Annotated in this window: 15 protein-coding genes; 14 read left to right on the top strand and 1 reads right to left on the bottom strand. The window is 39.5% G+C overall.

Annotation, left to right across the window (positions count from 1 at the left end):
• The first annotated feature begins 382 nt into the window (after positions 1-382).
• The 10 genes from DXC01_RS05195 to DXC01_RS05150 all read left to right on the top strand — a co-directional run bounded on the left by DXC01_RS05195 (position 383) and on the right by DXC01_RS05150 (position 8,310).
• A complete protein-coding gene (locus tag DXC01_RS05195; RefSeq protein WP_118698442.1) occupies positions 383-997 on the top strand; it encodes a hypothetical protein in 615 nt (204 codons plus the stop codon).
• Positions 998-1,102: 105 nt separating this feature from the next.
• Positions 1,103-1,483 (top strand): hypothetical protein, encoded by a 381-nt coding sequence (locus tag DXC01_RS05190; RefSeq protein WP_118698441.1) that lies wholly within the window; start codon positions 1,103-1,105, stop codon positions 1,481-1,483.
• Between the two features lie 181 nt (positions 1,484-1,664).
• Positions 1,665-1,859, top strand: coding sequence for a helix-turn-helix domain-containing protein (locus tag DXC01_RS05185; RefSeq protein ID WP_118698440.1), 195 nt, complete (start codon positions 1,665-1,667; stop codon positions 1,857-1,859).
• Positions 1,860-2,425: 566 nt separating this feature from the next.
• Positions 2,426-2,977, top strand: a complete 552-nt coding sequence (locus tag DXC01_RS05180; RefSeq protein ID WP_118698439.1) for a single-stranded DNA-binding protein — start codon at positions 2,426-2,428, stop codon at positions 2,975-2,977.
• Positions 2,978-3,000: 23 nt separating this feature from the next.
• Positions 3,001-5,532 carry a hypothetical protein gene (locus DXC01_RS05175; protein WP_118698438.1) on the top strand — a complete coding sequence of 844 codons (2,532 nt, stop codon included), beginning with the start codon at positions 3,001-3,003 and terminating at the stop codon, positions 5,530-5,532.
• Positions 5,533-6,022: 490 nt separating this feature from the next.
• Positions 6,023-6,316 carry a hypothetical protein gene (locus DXC01_RS05170; RefSeq protein WP_118698437.1) on the top strand — a complete coding sequence of 98 codons (294 nt, stop codon included), beginning with the start codon at positions 6,023-6,025 and terminating at the stop codon, positions 6,314-6,316.
• Between the two features lie 122 nt (positions 6,317-6,438).
• Complete coding sequence (locus tag DXC01_RS05165) at positions 6,439-6,624, top strand: hypothetical protein (protein ID WP_118698436.1); 186 nt, start codon at positions 6,439-6,441, stop codon at positions 6,622-6,624.
• Positions 6,614-7,009, top strand: a complete 396-nt coding sequence (locus tag DXC01_RS05160; RefSeq protein WP_243111550.1) for a putative PDDEXK endonuclease — start codon at positions 6,614-6,616, stop codon at positions 7,007-7,009. Before DXC01_RS05165 ends, DXC01_RS05160 begins: the two co-directional genes overlap by 11 nt.
• The gene (locus DXC01_RS05155) at positions 7,006-7,491 is read left to right on the top strand and encodes a hypothetical protein (protein ID WP_118698435.1); all 486 of its coding nucleotides are present in this window, start codon (positions 7,006-7,008) and stop codon (positions 7,489-7,491) included. Before DXC01_RS05160 ends, DXC01_RS05155 begins: the two co-directional genes overlap by 4 nt.
• Positions 7,492-7,776: 285 nt before the next feature.
• Entirely contained in the window at positions 7,777-8,310 is a 534-nt protein-coding gene (locus DXC01_RS05150; protein ID WP_243105181.1) for an HNH endonuclease, read from the top strand.
• Between the two features lie 104 nt (positions 8,311-8,414).
• Here DXC01_RS05150 and DXC01_RS05145 read toward each other — a convergent pair whose 3' ends face one another.
• Positions 8,415-8,651 (bottom strand): helix-turn-helix domain-containing protein, encoded by a 237-nt coding sequence (locus DXC01_RS05145; protein WP_118197162.1) that lies wholly within the window; start codon positions 8,649-8,651, stop codon positions 8,415-8,417.
• Positions 8,652-8,880: 229 nt separating this feature from the next.
• On the opposite strand from DXC01_RS05145, the gene DXC01_RS05140 reads away from it, so the two are divergent.
• The 4 genes from DXC01_RS05140 (at position 8,881) to DXC01_RS05125 (ending at position 15,653) form a co-directional block, all read left to right on the top strand.
• Positions 8,881-11,421: an RNA polymerase sigma factor gene (locus tag DXC01_RS05140; protein WP_118698434.1), complete on the top strand. Its 2,541-nt coding sequence runs from the start codon at positions 8,881-8,883 to the stop codon at positions 11,419-11,421.
• A gap of 51 nt (positions 11,422-11,472) precedes the next feature.
• On the top strand, positions 11,473-13,050 hold the full coding sequence (locus DXC01_RS05135; RefSeq protein ID WP_118698433.1) for an SH3 domain-containing protein: 1,578 nt from the start codon (positions 11,473-11,475) through the stop codon (positions 13,048-13,050).
• Positions 13,051-13,303: 253 nt separating this feature from the next.
• Positions 13,304-13,960 carry a hypothetical protein gene (locus DXC01_RS05130; protein ID WP_118698432.1) on the top strand — a complete coding sequence of 219 codons (657 nt, stop codon included), beginning with the start codon at positions 13,304-13,306 and terminating at the stop codon, positions 13,958-13,960.
• Between the two features lie 88 nt (positions 13,961-14,048).
• Entirely contained in the window at positions 14,049-15,653 is a 1,605-nt protein-coding gene (locus DXC01_RS05125) for a CAP domain-containing protein (RefSeq protein ID WP_158583618.1), read from the top strand.
• Positions 15,654-15,687 lie beyond the last annotated feature (34 nt).

Genomic DNA, 15,687 nt, shown 5'->3' with positions numbered 1-15,687 from the left:
AGCACATTTTGTTGAAGTTTCTTTATATTTTATTTTATCTAGCACAACAAGTTAAATTATTTTATTATCTAACATTTTCAAGGTCAGGCGCCAACCTGATCCCTCATTTTTCTATAAATCCATATGCGAGATAACAAAAACAGGATTTGTGGAAAACTGAACACAAAGTGGAGTGAGCGGCGAACTACATCGCCGAAGTCGCGAGCAGGGGAACGTCCCACTCGATGGGCGACAATGAGTAGTAACCTATAAACGGGTCTACACAACACTGCTACTGTGTTCATTTTTTCATAGGTTCTGTTTTTTGCGTTCTGCTCGCATATGGATTTTTCTTTTTCTTCCCCAAAAAACATTAATTGAAAAAGAAAAGGAGAACAAAATTATGACCAAAACAAACGTAATATTAGCAACTATGGATTCTGTAAAAACACTGGAGGGCATGGTATTCCAGCCGGTTAAAATTCTGGAGGAGCTGGGTTATACCTACGCGGGCGCGACAGAGGATGAGAAATGGGATGAGAAATGGGATGAGATCCGTTATACAGGTGTTAATCCGGACAATCCGGAAGACATTGCTGTTGTAACAGTCGGAGAAAGGAATGACGAGCAGTACGCCTATCTGGAAAATGAAGATGGCGAGGACTGGCGGTTTAAAATCCACACGAGGGATAACATTATTACTAATGTGCACAAAATCTACACTCCAACGGAGGCGCTGGAAGAACTGCAGACAATGGTGATTGGAAAGAAATACGACGATTACACAGATTACAGTGAGCTTGGGGATGACGATGAGGTAATAGATTGGAATGAGGTCTGTACCTGGTACAATTTAGAACTTCATGGGACAAGCTACATAGAGAGTGGAGACGCAGAATATAAACAGATTGGCTTTAACGAAGAAACGCACGTTGTAGTACTGTACGTTAATACTGCAGACGCGCCGGAAGTCACGCTGTATATCTCCGACGATGGCACAATTTATGAAGTATGTTAAATTTTTGCCGGCCTGATTAAGTGCTCCCGGAAGAACGTTCTCCCGGGAGTGCATATTACACGAAGGGAGCGATTACGCCGGATACGAGAGGAGAACGAATGAATTATGACAACAATGACATTACCAGCATTCAATATGAGTTTTTTAGCCGGATACGTTGAGATGAAGCCCATTTGTAAGTCGTACAAAGAAGGACTGAAAATCGCTGAAATTTCGATCTTGGTTCCTGGAGAAAAGGGATCGTATAAGATTTTTACCACTGGCAGCCTGGCCGAGGAGGTCACTCACTCAGTCAAACCGGAAGATTTTCTGATGTGCTACGGTAGAGGCACGTCCACCAAAAATGGAAACAAATTTTGTTTGCAGGCGATCCGCGTAATGAATTACGGAAAAAACGTGGATGCGGAATACTTGGAACCGCTCCGGATTATAGAACCGTACACGATGGAAATTCCAGAAGCCGGGTTTCATAAAGTAGAATTGTAAAAAAAATACAAGAAATTGTAAAAATAGTATTGACAGACAGAAATAGATGTGTTATTATTAATACATAAACAAGAGAGGACGAAACCTCAAAGGTTTATAAAAAATTATTATTATTATCTTAGACGGAAACTTATTTGTAACCAGTTAACTCAGTAGCCCATTTTTGAGGAGGAAAATAGAAATGACCGAAAGAAAATGGAGTCTAGCAGCTTGCAGAGTAAATGCAAAATTAACTCAGAAAGAAGCTGCCAGAATTTTAAAAATGTCTCCAGCGACGCTGAACGCTCACGAGACAGGCAAAATCTCTCCTAAAATGGAGCAGATTAAAAAATATGCGGAACTCTATGACGTTCCCGTAGAAATTATTGATATCTGATTCTAAAAAAAATCAGATCGCACATTGAAAATCGAATAAAATGTTCATCAATTTTATTATTATATTTTAGGAACTTTATATATATCATCTATTAAAATCTATTTAACGGATGGTATCAGAATCAGTCCTAGCATAGATATCAAGAGTCTATGTTAGGCAGGAAAAATCTTAATCTTGAGTCAGAAGGAATACTGGATCCTGAACAAATCCATTTATTCCAAGCAATTTCCAATTTTGGAGAATACGGAATAACTCCGGGCATTTTCCAAATTAGGAATGGTACAGAATAACTCTGTAATTCTCCGGAAATTGCAAAAACAGGATGACTCTGGAAAAATTGAGATTTTGATTCTGATACTGTCCGTTTTTTTATTTTATTCTAACGAACTTTCTATATTTTGAGAATTCTCTCAAAAAAATTCCATCTATTTGAAAAAACCGCAAACGCCAAAAACAAAAATTGCTGTTTTTGAAAAAAAATAACATCTTATAATAGGGAACATTTATTCGATTCCTCAAAAATAACTCGTGAATTTTATTTTGACAGAAAAAAGGAGATTTTAAAAATGAATAATATTGTAATCGAAGGGCGTCTGGCCCAGGATCCAGAGCAGAAACAGACACAGAACGGAAAAATGATGACAACCTATAATATCGCCTGTGATCGCCAATACGACAAAGAGCACGTGGATTATTTTCACTGTCTGAGTTTTGGTCAGGTTGCTGATTATGTAGCCAAATATGGAGCTACCGGGATGAGCATTATCGCCGTAGGATCTGTTCAGATTGTGAATTATCAGGACAAAAATGGACAGAGACAGACTGGCGTAAATGTAATGGTCAATTCTGTAAAATTTTTGAGCCGCAATCCGAATACGGAAAATCCACAGAATCAAAATGGACAGCAGCAGCCTCAGGGCGGCTATGGTCAGCCGACAGGCGGTTATGGCAACGGTCAGAGGCAGCAGGCGAACGGCGGCGGATATGCACAGAATAATAATGGATATGCTCCTCGTAATACTGGTTACAGCCAGAATAACAATGGATACGGACAGCCTCAGGCACCTGATTTTATGCAGGTCCCTAGCGGAATGGATGACGAAATACCATTTAATTGATTTGCAGAAACAGGTGGACAAAAATGAAGAAAAATGAAAAAAAACAGAAAAGAAAAACAGCACCAACATTTGAGATGGCACTGAAAACCGGTATATTACCTAATTATATGCAGCTGTGGAGTCCTGAGAGACTCCAGGCTGTCAAGAAATTGTACGAGGCGATCACCGAGAAAAGGGATGCCGACCTCGGAAAAATTATTGTTGCAGGCGTACCCTGTGGAGGTGGCAAATCCTCCCTCCTCAAAGGTCTCGCGGTAATGGCGGCCGAGAGGATGCTGTCTCTGGTGATGATGACAGATAACAACCAGAGATTGCATGATGATATTGAGGATGCGATCAAATCCATCGGGGGGATTGAATGGGCGCAGGTAGAGCGTAATATAGCCTGGCTGTCGGATGGCGATACGGTAACGGCAGGAGAGTGGAGGAGCGTAATGCTCTCCTCTCTCGTGGCTCTCTCTACACAGCGCTATCTGATGGTTAATGATGATGTCCGCAAAAATGCCTGTACAACGTACATCATGGGCCAGCAGACTCTCAAGGACGTGTTGATCTGTGACGAGGCATTCCAGGATGTCGATGAACATATGTGTTATTACAGCGATGTCAAGCAGTTCTCCGGAATTCTCCGCGAGAGCATTCGTCCCGACAGAGAATGGGAGGATAACATTGGAGAGACTGCCAAAAGAGCGGAAAAATATGCAGATAAATTGATTTCCGACCTGTTATTAGAGATTGACAGAATTAACAAAATTAAATTACCGGCTCCTAAAAATGGACCGGCGCCGGAAGGACAAATGCACATTGACCTCTACCTCGGCAGAGAGGAGAGAGTGGAAAAATCGGAAAAAATATGGAGAGAAAAATGGTTGGAAATCCTGCCGATCGTTACTGATATCAGAGATGATATCAAGGCTGTCAAAAAAGATCTCCGCTCCGTCTCCGAAAATAGACTGTTTTCCGGACTCCAGAAAATCCAGAAGAGCATGGAAAATATGAGCGAAAAAACGAGACCTGAAACGATCCTCTCCACACTGGAAGAGCTGCTGAAATTAACTGAATTGCTGCCGATTGGCGGCGTTAGAGCTGGATTGAGAGAGATGGCAAGAACTTGCCTGGATAATGCTGAGAACTATTTTGCATTGCCGGAACTCGAAAAAATTATTCGGAACAACAGAGATAATATGTATAGCAACAGTGAACATGTTCGTGGTCGATCAATTACGGCAGAGCAGTTTTTAGACATTTTCCGTTCTGATAATGTGGTGTTCATCCAGGCCAGCAACTACGGCGATGACAAGGAAGGAGATTTGACGGGGCAGATTAAAATACACGTTTTCCGTTACAACATAAAATATTTGCCCCTCGACAAAATGCCTTGTTATCTATTCGATGGAACTGGCGGAATTAACCCGATGTATGACAATCGTGATATTTTTGAGGTCCGCCAGTATAGCAAGCCTCAGACTCATGTAGGATTTGTTCAGCTGGACGAAAAAATGAGCAAAACATTTTTACAGGATGGACGCAATATTGACCGGTTGTATGAGAGGGTTTCGAATTTTCTTTTGGAAACATATTGTCCTCGGAATCTGGATCCTCGAAAAATTATGATTTCTGGATTCAAAGCCGCCGGAAAAAATGCAGCAGAATACGGATTAGCATGGCCGGATGGATATGTTCCGGAGGGGCATGAGAGATATCCGATATTACATAATCATCAGACTGGAATGTACGGGCCAATATCTCAATATCCGTATGCTACATATGGAAGCAGTTACTGCACAGGATCTAATCTCTATAAGGATTGCTCCCTGTTATGCAAGATCTCAGTCTTGCGGCTCAAACAAACAACGGTTATCGGTCAGATTTGCTGCCGCGATCGTCAATTTTTGGAAAATCTGAAGAGCATGGATGAGAGCTATCGCGCACGTCAGCTGCAGCTGATATTCGCGTTTGGAGCAGACAGGTCAGATTTTGCGGATATCATTGAGGACGTTACGTTGAGGACTGCAATGGCGGATGTCATTCAGGAGATCAACAGGTTAAGAATCAGAAATTGGTGCGATAATCCGGCAGATGCTGGTAGATACGATATTACCGTAATATGGGCGTTAAGAGGTCGGAAACAGGGCGAATATGATTTAGCTGATGAAGATTTTTACGAAAAATTGATGCGTCGGGTTATGGAATATTTTGGTAGTAATCCTGCTGACAAAAATGATTACCGTTATATTCCAAGTAAATTGCATCCAAGAAGAAAATCTACGGAAAAAACCGGAACGTTGATGTGCAAAATATCTGACTGGTGGGAAGCACTTCCGGACGGAAAAGAATTCACGCTGTCGGATATGGCGGCGGGAGTAGGAGTTAACAAAAGAGTTTTAAACGCGACGCTCAGGAAAGAGCAGAACACTCATTTTCTGCATCTGCTGCAGGGGGAGGATAATTGCAATGTCCGGAAATCTGGAACCTGTTATATCTACAAAAAGCCAGCAAAAGAAAAAGAACCTGAGTATATTCAGGAAACACTGGATTTTGCCAAGATGATGTAATTCTGGCGGGGAGCTCTGAGTTGAGAATATTTTACAGGTTATTAGTTGCTATTAATAGCCTGTAAAATTACAAACTCAGACACTTGTAGTCAACGCAAAGCGTTCATTTTGATCGTAAAACTGTTGATGCTTCTATCAACTATTAATACTGTCGCCGACTCGTAGGTGATTTTTGGTAGATGTAACTGCCGATAAATTAACTAATGGTTATTAATGTTTTGGCTCTGGACACCAGACACTGGCTGATTACTGTTTAAGCTGGTAGTTTTACAAGTTCTTAGACTTTGTGCAATTTATATAAAAACAATACTTAAAAGCAATAAATATTTGTAAAAACTGGTGTAAACCGTACTCTTATATATATTATAGGGTACGGTTACCACTTAGAACTATTTGTACTTAAAAAATAAAGAGCTTGTAGTGCTTATTGACTTAGTACTCCCCGGCAAAATTTTAATTTTTGAAGATTTAGAATAGGAGGTTTTCCACTATGAAAAATATAACAACAACATTATCCGCTGTGGTAAAACACGTTGGTATAGATAAAACAAAAACACTTGTATGGCTTGAAACCTACACAAATTCAGGACGCTCTACCAGCAGCAGATTCTACACCTATGATAGATCAACGGACAAATGGACCTATCCGCTGGACGAGGCAGAAATAGAGGTATCAGAGCGTTATGTCGCAGAGGATTTTATGAACGTGTATAAAAATTTCCTTCAGATGGCCGACATGATCGACAGCAGTATTACCGGAATTAAGGAGGGGTGGTTGTCATGAAAAATATACCAAATAGAATTTTTATAGTTGTTGATCGTTACGAGTTAAATTTTGGCGGCGACATGGGTGACCGTTGTATATAATTAGCCGTCGGCGGTGCTGGCATTCACGGAACGAGTGGAATGATCGGCTTTGACAGCACAACTGGGCGTTGGTTGATTGGTGAGAAAAACGGCGTTCGTGAAATTTCCGAAGAAGAGGCGTTCAATCAGTTAGTTAAGGCTTACAAGGACTCTTACACCGTAGAGGATCTGGTGCGCGCCAATATGGAGGCAATTAAGAAAGGATGGTGTAATAATGGCAGGTAAAACAAAAAGAACTCCGCAGCAGATCGGACGTGCGAGCAAACAGAAGGGAGCGCGTTTTGAACTGGAAATCTCTCATTATTTAAAAGATCACGGTTATCCAAACGCACATAGAACCGCTCAGCACTGCGGCAAAACTGGAGATGCGGGAGACGTGGAGGGTGTGAGCGGGTTACATATAGAATGTAAACATGTGGAAAAACTTAACATCTATAATGCCTATCACCAGGCAGTAAGGGATAGTTCCGCCAACGGTAACGGAAATATTCCTGTAGTGATTCACAAGCGCAACAGAGAGGAAACGCTTGTAACCCTGTCACTCGATGATTTTATAGAGATTTATTCCGCCGGTAGAAACGGTGGGGAGAATGGAGTGTCTGAATTATGATTAATGGCAAACTTGAATTTTGCAGGGATGATTTTAAAATGTACCGCACTCTGGAAGCACAGTTGGCATTTTACCAGAAGCAGCTCTCGGAACTGCGCGACAATTACCTCATCGTCGATACTGTGAATGACTACAGGAGCGGCCAGGCACACACTGTAACCATCGAGACTGTGCAGCAGACCGCCTACGCTAGATCTAAGGCACAGACAGAATCTGTCATCCTGGACCTCACTCAGAAATTATGGATCATCAGGAGGACTGTGGATCTGGCCACCGGATGTACGGAGGCAGCTCTTCAGGCTGCAGTGGCTATGTACATATACAATGGAACAGAATTAGATAAAATCGCACGCCTCCTGTTCGTTAGCCGTCCTACCGTCAGTCGGTATATCAAGAGGTTTTTTGAACTGCCGGAGGTAAAGAAATTGTTTTACCAGGCCGTAGAGGATAGTAAAGGCAACCTGCGCGATCTGAAACACTAGAAACACTACATATAGTAAAAATATCAAAAAAAATTGAAAAATACGATATATTGAACGCTATGAACGGCATGAACGCCATGATATGTTATTATATAATTGTCAGAAAAAACAAATAAAACATTAGACATTTCAGTACGTGATGGTTATATATGTTGTATGTTGTACGTTAATTTCTGACATATATGGAATCCCTTTTTTCAAAATTTTATGTTCACCTAAAAAAGTCTTGCAAGATTTAAAACTGCAGGGCTTTTTTGTTGCAATTTTATGTGGAGGAAAATCGTTATGACAACTGAATCCGAAAAAATGGAATTTTTTGAAGATATTTCGTATAGTGAATATACAAGAGAACATTATGAAGTTTCTACGTTCGGAACTGTTATTAATAAAAAAACAAAGAGGATGCTAACGCCGTTTATCAGATCAGGATATCCTACCGTGTTAATTCCGATTGGTGATGGGAATGTAAAGCATTTTCCTTTGCATAGATTAGTTGCAGAAACATTTCTGCCTAATCCGTTAAATTTGCCACAGGTTAATCATAAAGATCAGAACAAGTTAAATCCACGAGTAGATAATCTTGAGTGGTGTACATGTCAGTATAATATTAATTACGGTGACGCAATTTATAGACGCGTCGTGAGTATGATAGGTCATACACCAGAAGTTGTGTGTTTGGAAACAGGTAAAATTTACCAAAATCAGAGCCAGGCAGCACAGGAATTGAGATTGGATCAGGGCAATATGAGTAGAGCCCTTTCTGGTAGGTGCAAGAGTGTTGGGGGATATCATTTTAGATGGCTTTTTGAATTTTCGTAGAAATTATTCAGCATGCCAAAAGGGCTGTAGTTCTTCTGATAAAGAAAATGCAGTCCTTTTGGTGTATAAATCAGATATGAAAATTAAAATTTATATTAAATATATTATTTTAGTAATTCATCATAGGTGGTATCAAGACAATCGCGTATTCCTCTGAGCTGGGATCCAGTAATATGCTGGATTCCGCGTTCGATCTTGACAAGTGTTTCCCTGGTGATGTCCACGTTTTTCAATTGCAGCATTCTGACAAAATCAGTCTGTCCATAACCTTTTTCTAACCGGATCCGGCGAATATTTCTGCCAATATCAATTCCAACCTGTTTGATCTTTTGTTCTGTCATATAACGAATTTCTCCCTGGTAAAAATAGAACCGAAATTAGTCCTTTTTATTTATCTTAAGGAAGAAAAATGTTATAATGGGACTAGTATTAGTCCAGTTTTGCGCGAATTATAGTATAAATCAGGAATCATCCATTTTCTGAAATGACAAATTAAAAAATTATTTTAAATTTAAAACCTTGAGGATACTTTATGTGTCTAATAGATAAACAAATGAAGGAGAGAGAATAATGATATGCTATAAATGCCAAAAGTACGTTGAAAAATCAGCAGAGAAATGCCCTTATTGTGGGGCTGACTTTAAATTTTCAGAAAAACTGATACAACAGGCAATTGAGGGAGAAGAAACAGCGCAGCAGGAACTTTACAACCGCACATACAGTGATGTGTATTTTACAATACTGGCAATTACGAAAGATAATGATCTTATTATGGATGTACTGCAGGATACTTATCTCACAGCATTTCAGAAACTAGAGCAGTTGAAAGAAAGTAATAGTTTCCGCGCATGGGTCAGAAGCATTGCTCATAATAAGACTTTGAATGCTTTGAGGGACCGCCGGGTGCTTTATACGGCATCTGTTGTATCCGTAGAAACGGAGAATGTTCTAAATGTCGAGGACAACCGGATAGAAAATATGCCGGAAGCAACTATTGATCAGCAGGAGACAAGTCGTCTGGTAAGGGAGATTCTGGATGTGCTTCCGGATGAGCAGAGAATTGTTATCGGAATGTTTTATTATGACCAGATGAGCGTATCAGAAATAGCAGAAGAACTGGAATGTAGTGAAAACACAGTAAAAAGCCGGTTGAATTATGGACGCAAAAAAATACAGAGTAAAGTTCTTGAACTGGAAAAGAACGGAACCAAACTCTACAGCCTTGCACCATTGCCGTTCTTCATCTGGCTGCTTAGAAATCTGTATGAACAGCCGGATAAGGATATCTTTGACGCAATACGTCAAAAATATATTTTGGGAAAAGGAGTAGCACAAAAGAAAGACAGTAGCGGTGAAGCAGCAGATTCTAAATCAGAGACAGATCCAGGAGAAGGAAAAAGTGAATCTGGTGCTGATACGTCACAGGGTAGTGAGAGTGGAGACCAGACAGAAAACAGTCCAGGACAGTCCAAAGAAAGTGATTTATTGAAAAAAGCATCGTCAGCCATGAAAACAGGAAACTCAGCCAGCCAGGGACTTCTTTTCAGATTATTGGCAGGTGCAGCGGCAGTTGCGGTTATAGGTACAGGAGCTTATTTTGGCTATCAGCATATGAAGCCTGATGAAAAAATAGAAAAAGAAGCATTGGATACGGAAGAGAAACCAAAAGAAAATCCGACAGAGAGTCCACTGCCAGAAGTAACCGCAACACCTGAACCAACCGCAACACCAACAGTGACGCCGTCTCCAACACCGGAGCCGGACAAAACTGTCAGAGAGGAAATAGAATCCACAGGTTATCAGTATATAGGGGGAACTTCCTATGATGTAACATATACAGGTGGCGTTATTTATCAGGAAAACGGTCCGGATGCAGGTATCAGCCTGTCTGAAGCTCCAACAGGAGTTGTCGGAGTCATAAAAAGAGATATGGACGGAGATGGGGAAGAAGAATATCTTCTGGTAGTATTAAAGCATCGAGAACAGGATTTCCTAAATAATGGAAAAATGGATGCTGCTTTGTACTTTGAGGTTTATAAGGAACAGGATGGAAATCTGGTATTACAGGGAGGAACCGCTGATGAAGATGCGTATGCAGTGCATATTACAGAGTTTTTCCCAAATGTAAAAGTTGTGTGCAGTGGAACGACTGTATATGTCGTCGAAGAAGCGATGGCGGCATTTTCAGCAGATCCGGGAAACAGCGGAGCTTCCTACACTTATACGGGAACAGGATTTTCCTGCAAAAGAGCAGAGGCAATGGATGGAGCGATAGAAAGTGAGTTCACAGATCCAGTAGCAAATGCGTCAGAAGAAGATCTGCTGTGCCAGATCACTATCCCTCAGATTTATGATGAAGGAAATTATTCAATAGTTTCTTTGGTGTATAGTGGCACACCTCAGGCTGTTACACTGGAATACAGAGATAATGGATATGTGGAAGCAGAGTCGTGCTCTGATGATGATTCTGCATCTTCAAAGGAAAGCGCGGGTGGTGTAGAAGAAAATGCGGAAGAAAGTACAGATATGGAGGCAGAGATAGCAAATGCAGAAGAAGAGCTTAAAGCACAGGGATATATTCCAGCGGAATTCACCTCATATGATGATGTAATAGAAAGATATAAAACAGTTCTTGAAAAAGAGGAGACATATGAGGAGATGCTTGCTGATGGAATAACGAACATGGGAATGCTGGATATCATTCGTAATCAAGACCGAACGGACAAGCTTTCATATGTTGGTTATGCGGAATTGGATCTGGATGAGGATGGATCAGATGAACTAGTAATACTTAATTCTGATGGAGATGTTTATGAGATATATACACAGAAAGATGGACAGATAAAGAAAATATTTCAGTCATCAAATTATCGTGAAGCTGCATGGCTTGTGGAAGGAAATCTTATTTGTCATAGAGCAACAGGGGGTGCCGGGTATCATGTGATTAGTGTATATAAGTTAGAAGATGGAAGCCTAAAAACGGTGGAATCACTTACAGTTGATACAAAAGTAAACAGAGAAGATACAGGTAAGCTAAATGAAATGGAACAAAAATATTCTGATATGGAGATGAATATTTCATTTAATCCGTTCAGTGAATTTGAAAAGTGATCATATAAAAAGAAAATTTCTTTAATCGATTGAAAGCGGGGAGGAGAAAAAATGGGAAATTTCGGATTTGTAATAGTTGGTGTAATTGCATTAGATATTTTTATTTGGGTATGGCTTATAATATCTGATAAAAAAACACTTATTCATTATGATTTTCTACCGAGGACAAAGGAATCTCTTGATGCGGAAGTGCGAAATGCGATTGTAAAAATAGACACAAATAATAGCAGTCATTGTAGGTACTGCGGAGCTGAAATGGCACCAGGAAGTAAATATTGTGGTATATGTGGTAAGAGTCAATTTCCTAAACAGAGTAAATACTTTAGCAGTGGACATAAAGGTACGATTAAACAGGTTAATCAGTGGTTGGCTGAGAATCCGAATGTAAAAAATGTAACGATGAATGTAGAGCTTGGAAAAGGAATTGGGGCGTTTACTTATCGTTCTGTCATAACGAGCATAGAACTCCAGTATGAAATAGATAAAGAGTGTAATCCGTATCAGTATGCTGTTGTAGAAGTGAAAAGGCATTCTGGATGGTATACTTTCGATGCGAATAAGGCTGTAAATAAATGGAAAGAAAATAATCCAGCTGCACAGGTGGTTTGTGAGCGGTCAACGATTTGGGAAAGAAATGGCAGTGCTCATAATGCGCAGATTTATATGCTTATTAAATCAAAAGAAGAGCAGGAAGGTGTCGATGGAAACACATCTAAAGTAAATTATAAACGGAATAAAAAATGGTTAATTGTCCTTTGTGTATTGATTGCATTGGCAGTGGGAGGAATAACATATGTGAGTTCACTGCCCAGATTTACAGGAACAGGAAGCACAGATGGTTTGATTTTGAGTGTAGATCAGCCATTTTCTCGTATTATGAAGATAAATTACCAGAATACCGCTGCTAATGATTTTTCATTGGGATGGGTAGATAAATCAGCAGAGGTAGTAGCTGTAACTGATAAAGGGGAATATTCAGGCAAAATAGTGGGGGCTTTTGGCAATGATTCAAAATTAAAGCATGGGAAAAAAGGATTCTTTTTAGCGATATTTAAAGATATAGATGGGAATGTAGAACAATTAAATTTTAATGGAATTTTATATTTGAAAGATGATGGGCTTCCTGAACACAATACTGGGTTTGGAAATATGTCTGATAAAGAAGCTCAGGTTCAACTTTTGATCACACACAATAATGGAGATACTTCCACAAATCTATTATCTGAGAATCCGGATACAGAAACCGCAGAGAATCAAAATACAGAAATAACAACAGAAGAAAGCAGACAACAATATAAAGTAACAACAGGTGGAACCAGATTGAATATACGAAAAGAGCCTCGTGCAGATGCAGAAATACTACAAAAGCTGGGGGATGGTGTTGTTTGTGATGCCACTGGAAACAAAAGCGAAGATGGAAGCTGGATAGAAGTTATTATTCCAGAGAGTGATCAGACTGGTTGGGCAAATGCTCAGTATCTTACTGAAATACCAGTGGAACAATCCATTAATGTTGGCGGACGGGAAATAACTACTTCAGATATTCAGAGAATGCAGGACTTTATGTCCAGTAGCCTCCCAGATGCAGAATTTACAGATGAAGAGATAGAGGAAATGTTCCAGAACTAAAATGATTAGTGAAAAATATATTAGTCTAGTACTCAGATCCAGTTTCCTATTGTATGCGAGTCGTGCAGTAAAAACAAAAAAACAGAAAAATTCTTGAAAATAATTAAAAATTTAAAACCTGGAGGAGGGGTTACGTGTCTAATAGGTAAAAGAACGGAGAGGAGGAATTGTTTAAATGCATGTAAGAGCAAGAAATGGATAGTCAGTTAAAGATGCAACTGAAACAATCAAATACCTAGGAGGAAACGAAAAGATGAAAAAAGTATGTAAAAAATTAATGACAATCGTAATGGCAACAGTTATGTTACTGATGACTGCAACACCTGCATTTGCAGGAAGTAATATCGGACTGTATATTCCGAAAAATATGACAATGACTTTGTATTCTAAACAGTCTGTAAAGAATAATCCTTATGCTAACACATCATATATTGCATACATAGAAAACGCTAAAGTGTCTGTAAAATCAAGTAATCCAAAGGTTGCAACAGTAAAAGTAAAATCGAAAAATATTGTAGTTACTGCAAAGAAAACGGGAAAAGTAACGATTACTATAAAAAAAGGATCAAAAAACTATCGTTGTAAAGTGACTGTGTCTAAATATGCGAATCCAATTAGTTCGGTAAAAGTTGGAAAGACAACAATTTCAGGAAAAAAATTCAATACCAATAATTACATGAATTTCAAATATTCCAAATATGCAGGAAAAAAGACGGCAGTCAAAATTAAAATGAAAAAGGGATGGAAATTGTTATCCATGGACTATGCCCAAAAGACATGGAGAAAAGGTGAGAATATTAAAAATGGTTCAAAAGTACCTGTGAAAGGTGGTTCAGGATTTACAGTAGGTGCTTATGTGATGAATACAGCTACACAGCAGACAGAAATTATCTCCTTACAGTTTAAATAAGCGGAATATGAATTTGTAAGAATTCAAATCTCAATGTATGCCTGATAATAAAATCAGGCATATATTGATAAGAGGAAAGAAAAAATTTATGAAGAGATTAAAACGCACTTTATGTATCCTGCTGGCAGTGGTACTCACGCTAACATCCGTCACCTTGCTCCCGGTCAGCGCTGAAACAGACGGGGATGCCGTTATCACGGTACCAATCACCGTGCAGGAAGAGTATGACATGGCACAGGAATTCTTTGAGATTCTGAACAAGAACCGTGCAGATGCAGGGAAATATGAATACATCCTGGATGACAGACTGATGGACCTGGCTATGGATAGGGCTGCACAGTGCTGTATTTATTTTGGACATAACTCTTTAGTTTATAGTAATTATGATGGAATGTCTGGTACTTATATCGACAAATATGGAAAACATTCCACTGACATCTTCATGCAGGAAGATATCGCAGAAGGACTTGCAGATGCCCAGAGTACTTATACGGTATGGTATAACTCTAATGGGCACAGACCTCTGCTTACCGATACCAAAAACTATAAATACTGTGGTATCGGCGTAGTTTCCTACCATGGCAAAAGGGAATGGGTTCTTGTTGTATCCAATGCCCCGGTTGGAAATACGATTGGAAGTGTTTCCGGTTCCAGAACAAACACTAGGGATATTCGCGCAAAAGTAAAATATTTTGCGGGTGGCAATATCACTATCAAAGGACTGAATAAAAAAACAGACACCCCATTTGAATTTGCTGATTATAGCGGAAATGGCAACAGTGGATATTCAACTGCTGATTTCCCAAGTTTGTTTATTTATCGAAATAATACACCTGGCATTATTGATGTCGATGGACAGGGAAGAATCACTACTAAAGCTGCAGGAGCTGGCTCTTTTACCGTATTCTACAGAGGGACTACAGAACTTTGTACCGTGAACGTAAATGTAAAGTTATCTTATAAAGATATGCTGGCGCTGACACCAACTCCAACACCTAAACAGACGGAAACTGCAGCTCCAACCCAGCCGCCGAAACAGCCAGAGACAGCTAAACCTACAGAACCACCGAAACAAACAGAAGTTCCCAAACATACAAAGGCTCCAGAACAGGCAAAACCAACCCAGCCTCCAAAACAGACAGAAGTTTCCAAACCTACAGCGACACCGAAACCTGTACAACCAGTAAAACCTGTTTCTACAAAGTTTACAGTAAAAACAAAAAATGTAACATATAATGGAAAAGCTCAGAAACCAGCTGTTAACGTATATGCTGGAAACAAAAAGATCTCCAGTAAGTATTACAGCGTATCCTACAAGAATAATAAGAATGTGGGCTACGGAACTGTTGTGGTAAAAGGAAAAGGCAGTTATGCAAAATATTCCGGATTCACTACATTTAAAATTAATCTGAAAAAAGTATCTTTAAGCTCCGTAAAGGCTCAGAAGAAAAAAATGGTCGTATATTGGAAGAAAACTGGTGGTAATCATGGATATCAGGTACAATACAGTACTTCGAAACGTTTTTCTTCAAATGTAAAAACCGTCAGACTTAGTGCCGGAAAGAAAAGTGTTACTATTAAAAATATTCCTGCGAAAAAACGCTATTATGTGCGTATCAGAAGTTATAAGAAAGTTGGAAATAAAATCTGGTACACCGGATGGAGCAAAGCGAAAAATGTAAGAACAAAGTGATTTTTTCGAAACTATCACATAAAGAAAAATATAA

The sequence above is a fragment of the Blautia sp. OM07-19 genome (genome assembly GCF_003481595.1).
In the GTDB taxonomy this organism is placed as follows: domain Bacteria; phylum Bacillota; class Clostridia; order Lachnospirales; family Lachnospiraceae; genus Blautia_A; species Blautia_A intestinihominis.
The sequence above is the reverse complement of the archived record's forward strand: the minus strand, read 5'-3'. Positions and strand labels throughout refer to the sequence as shown.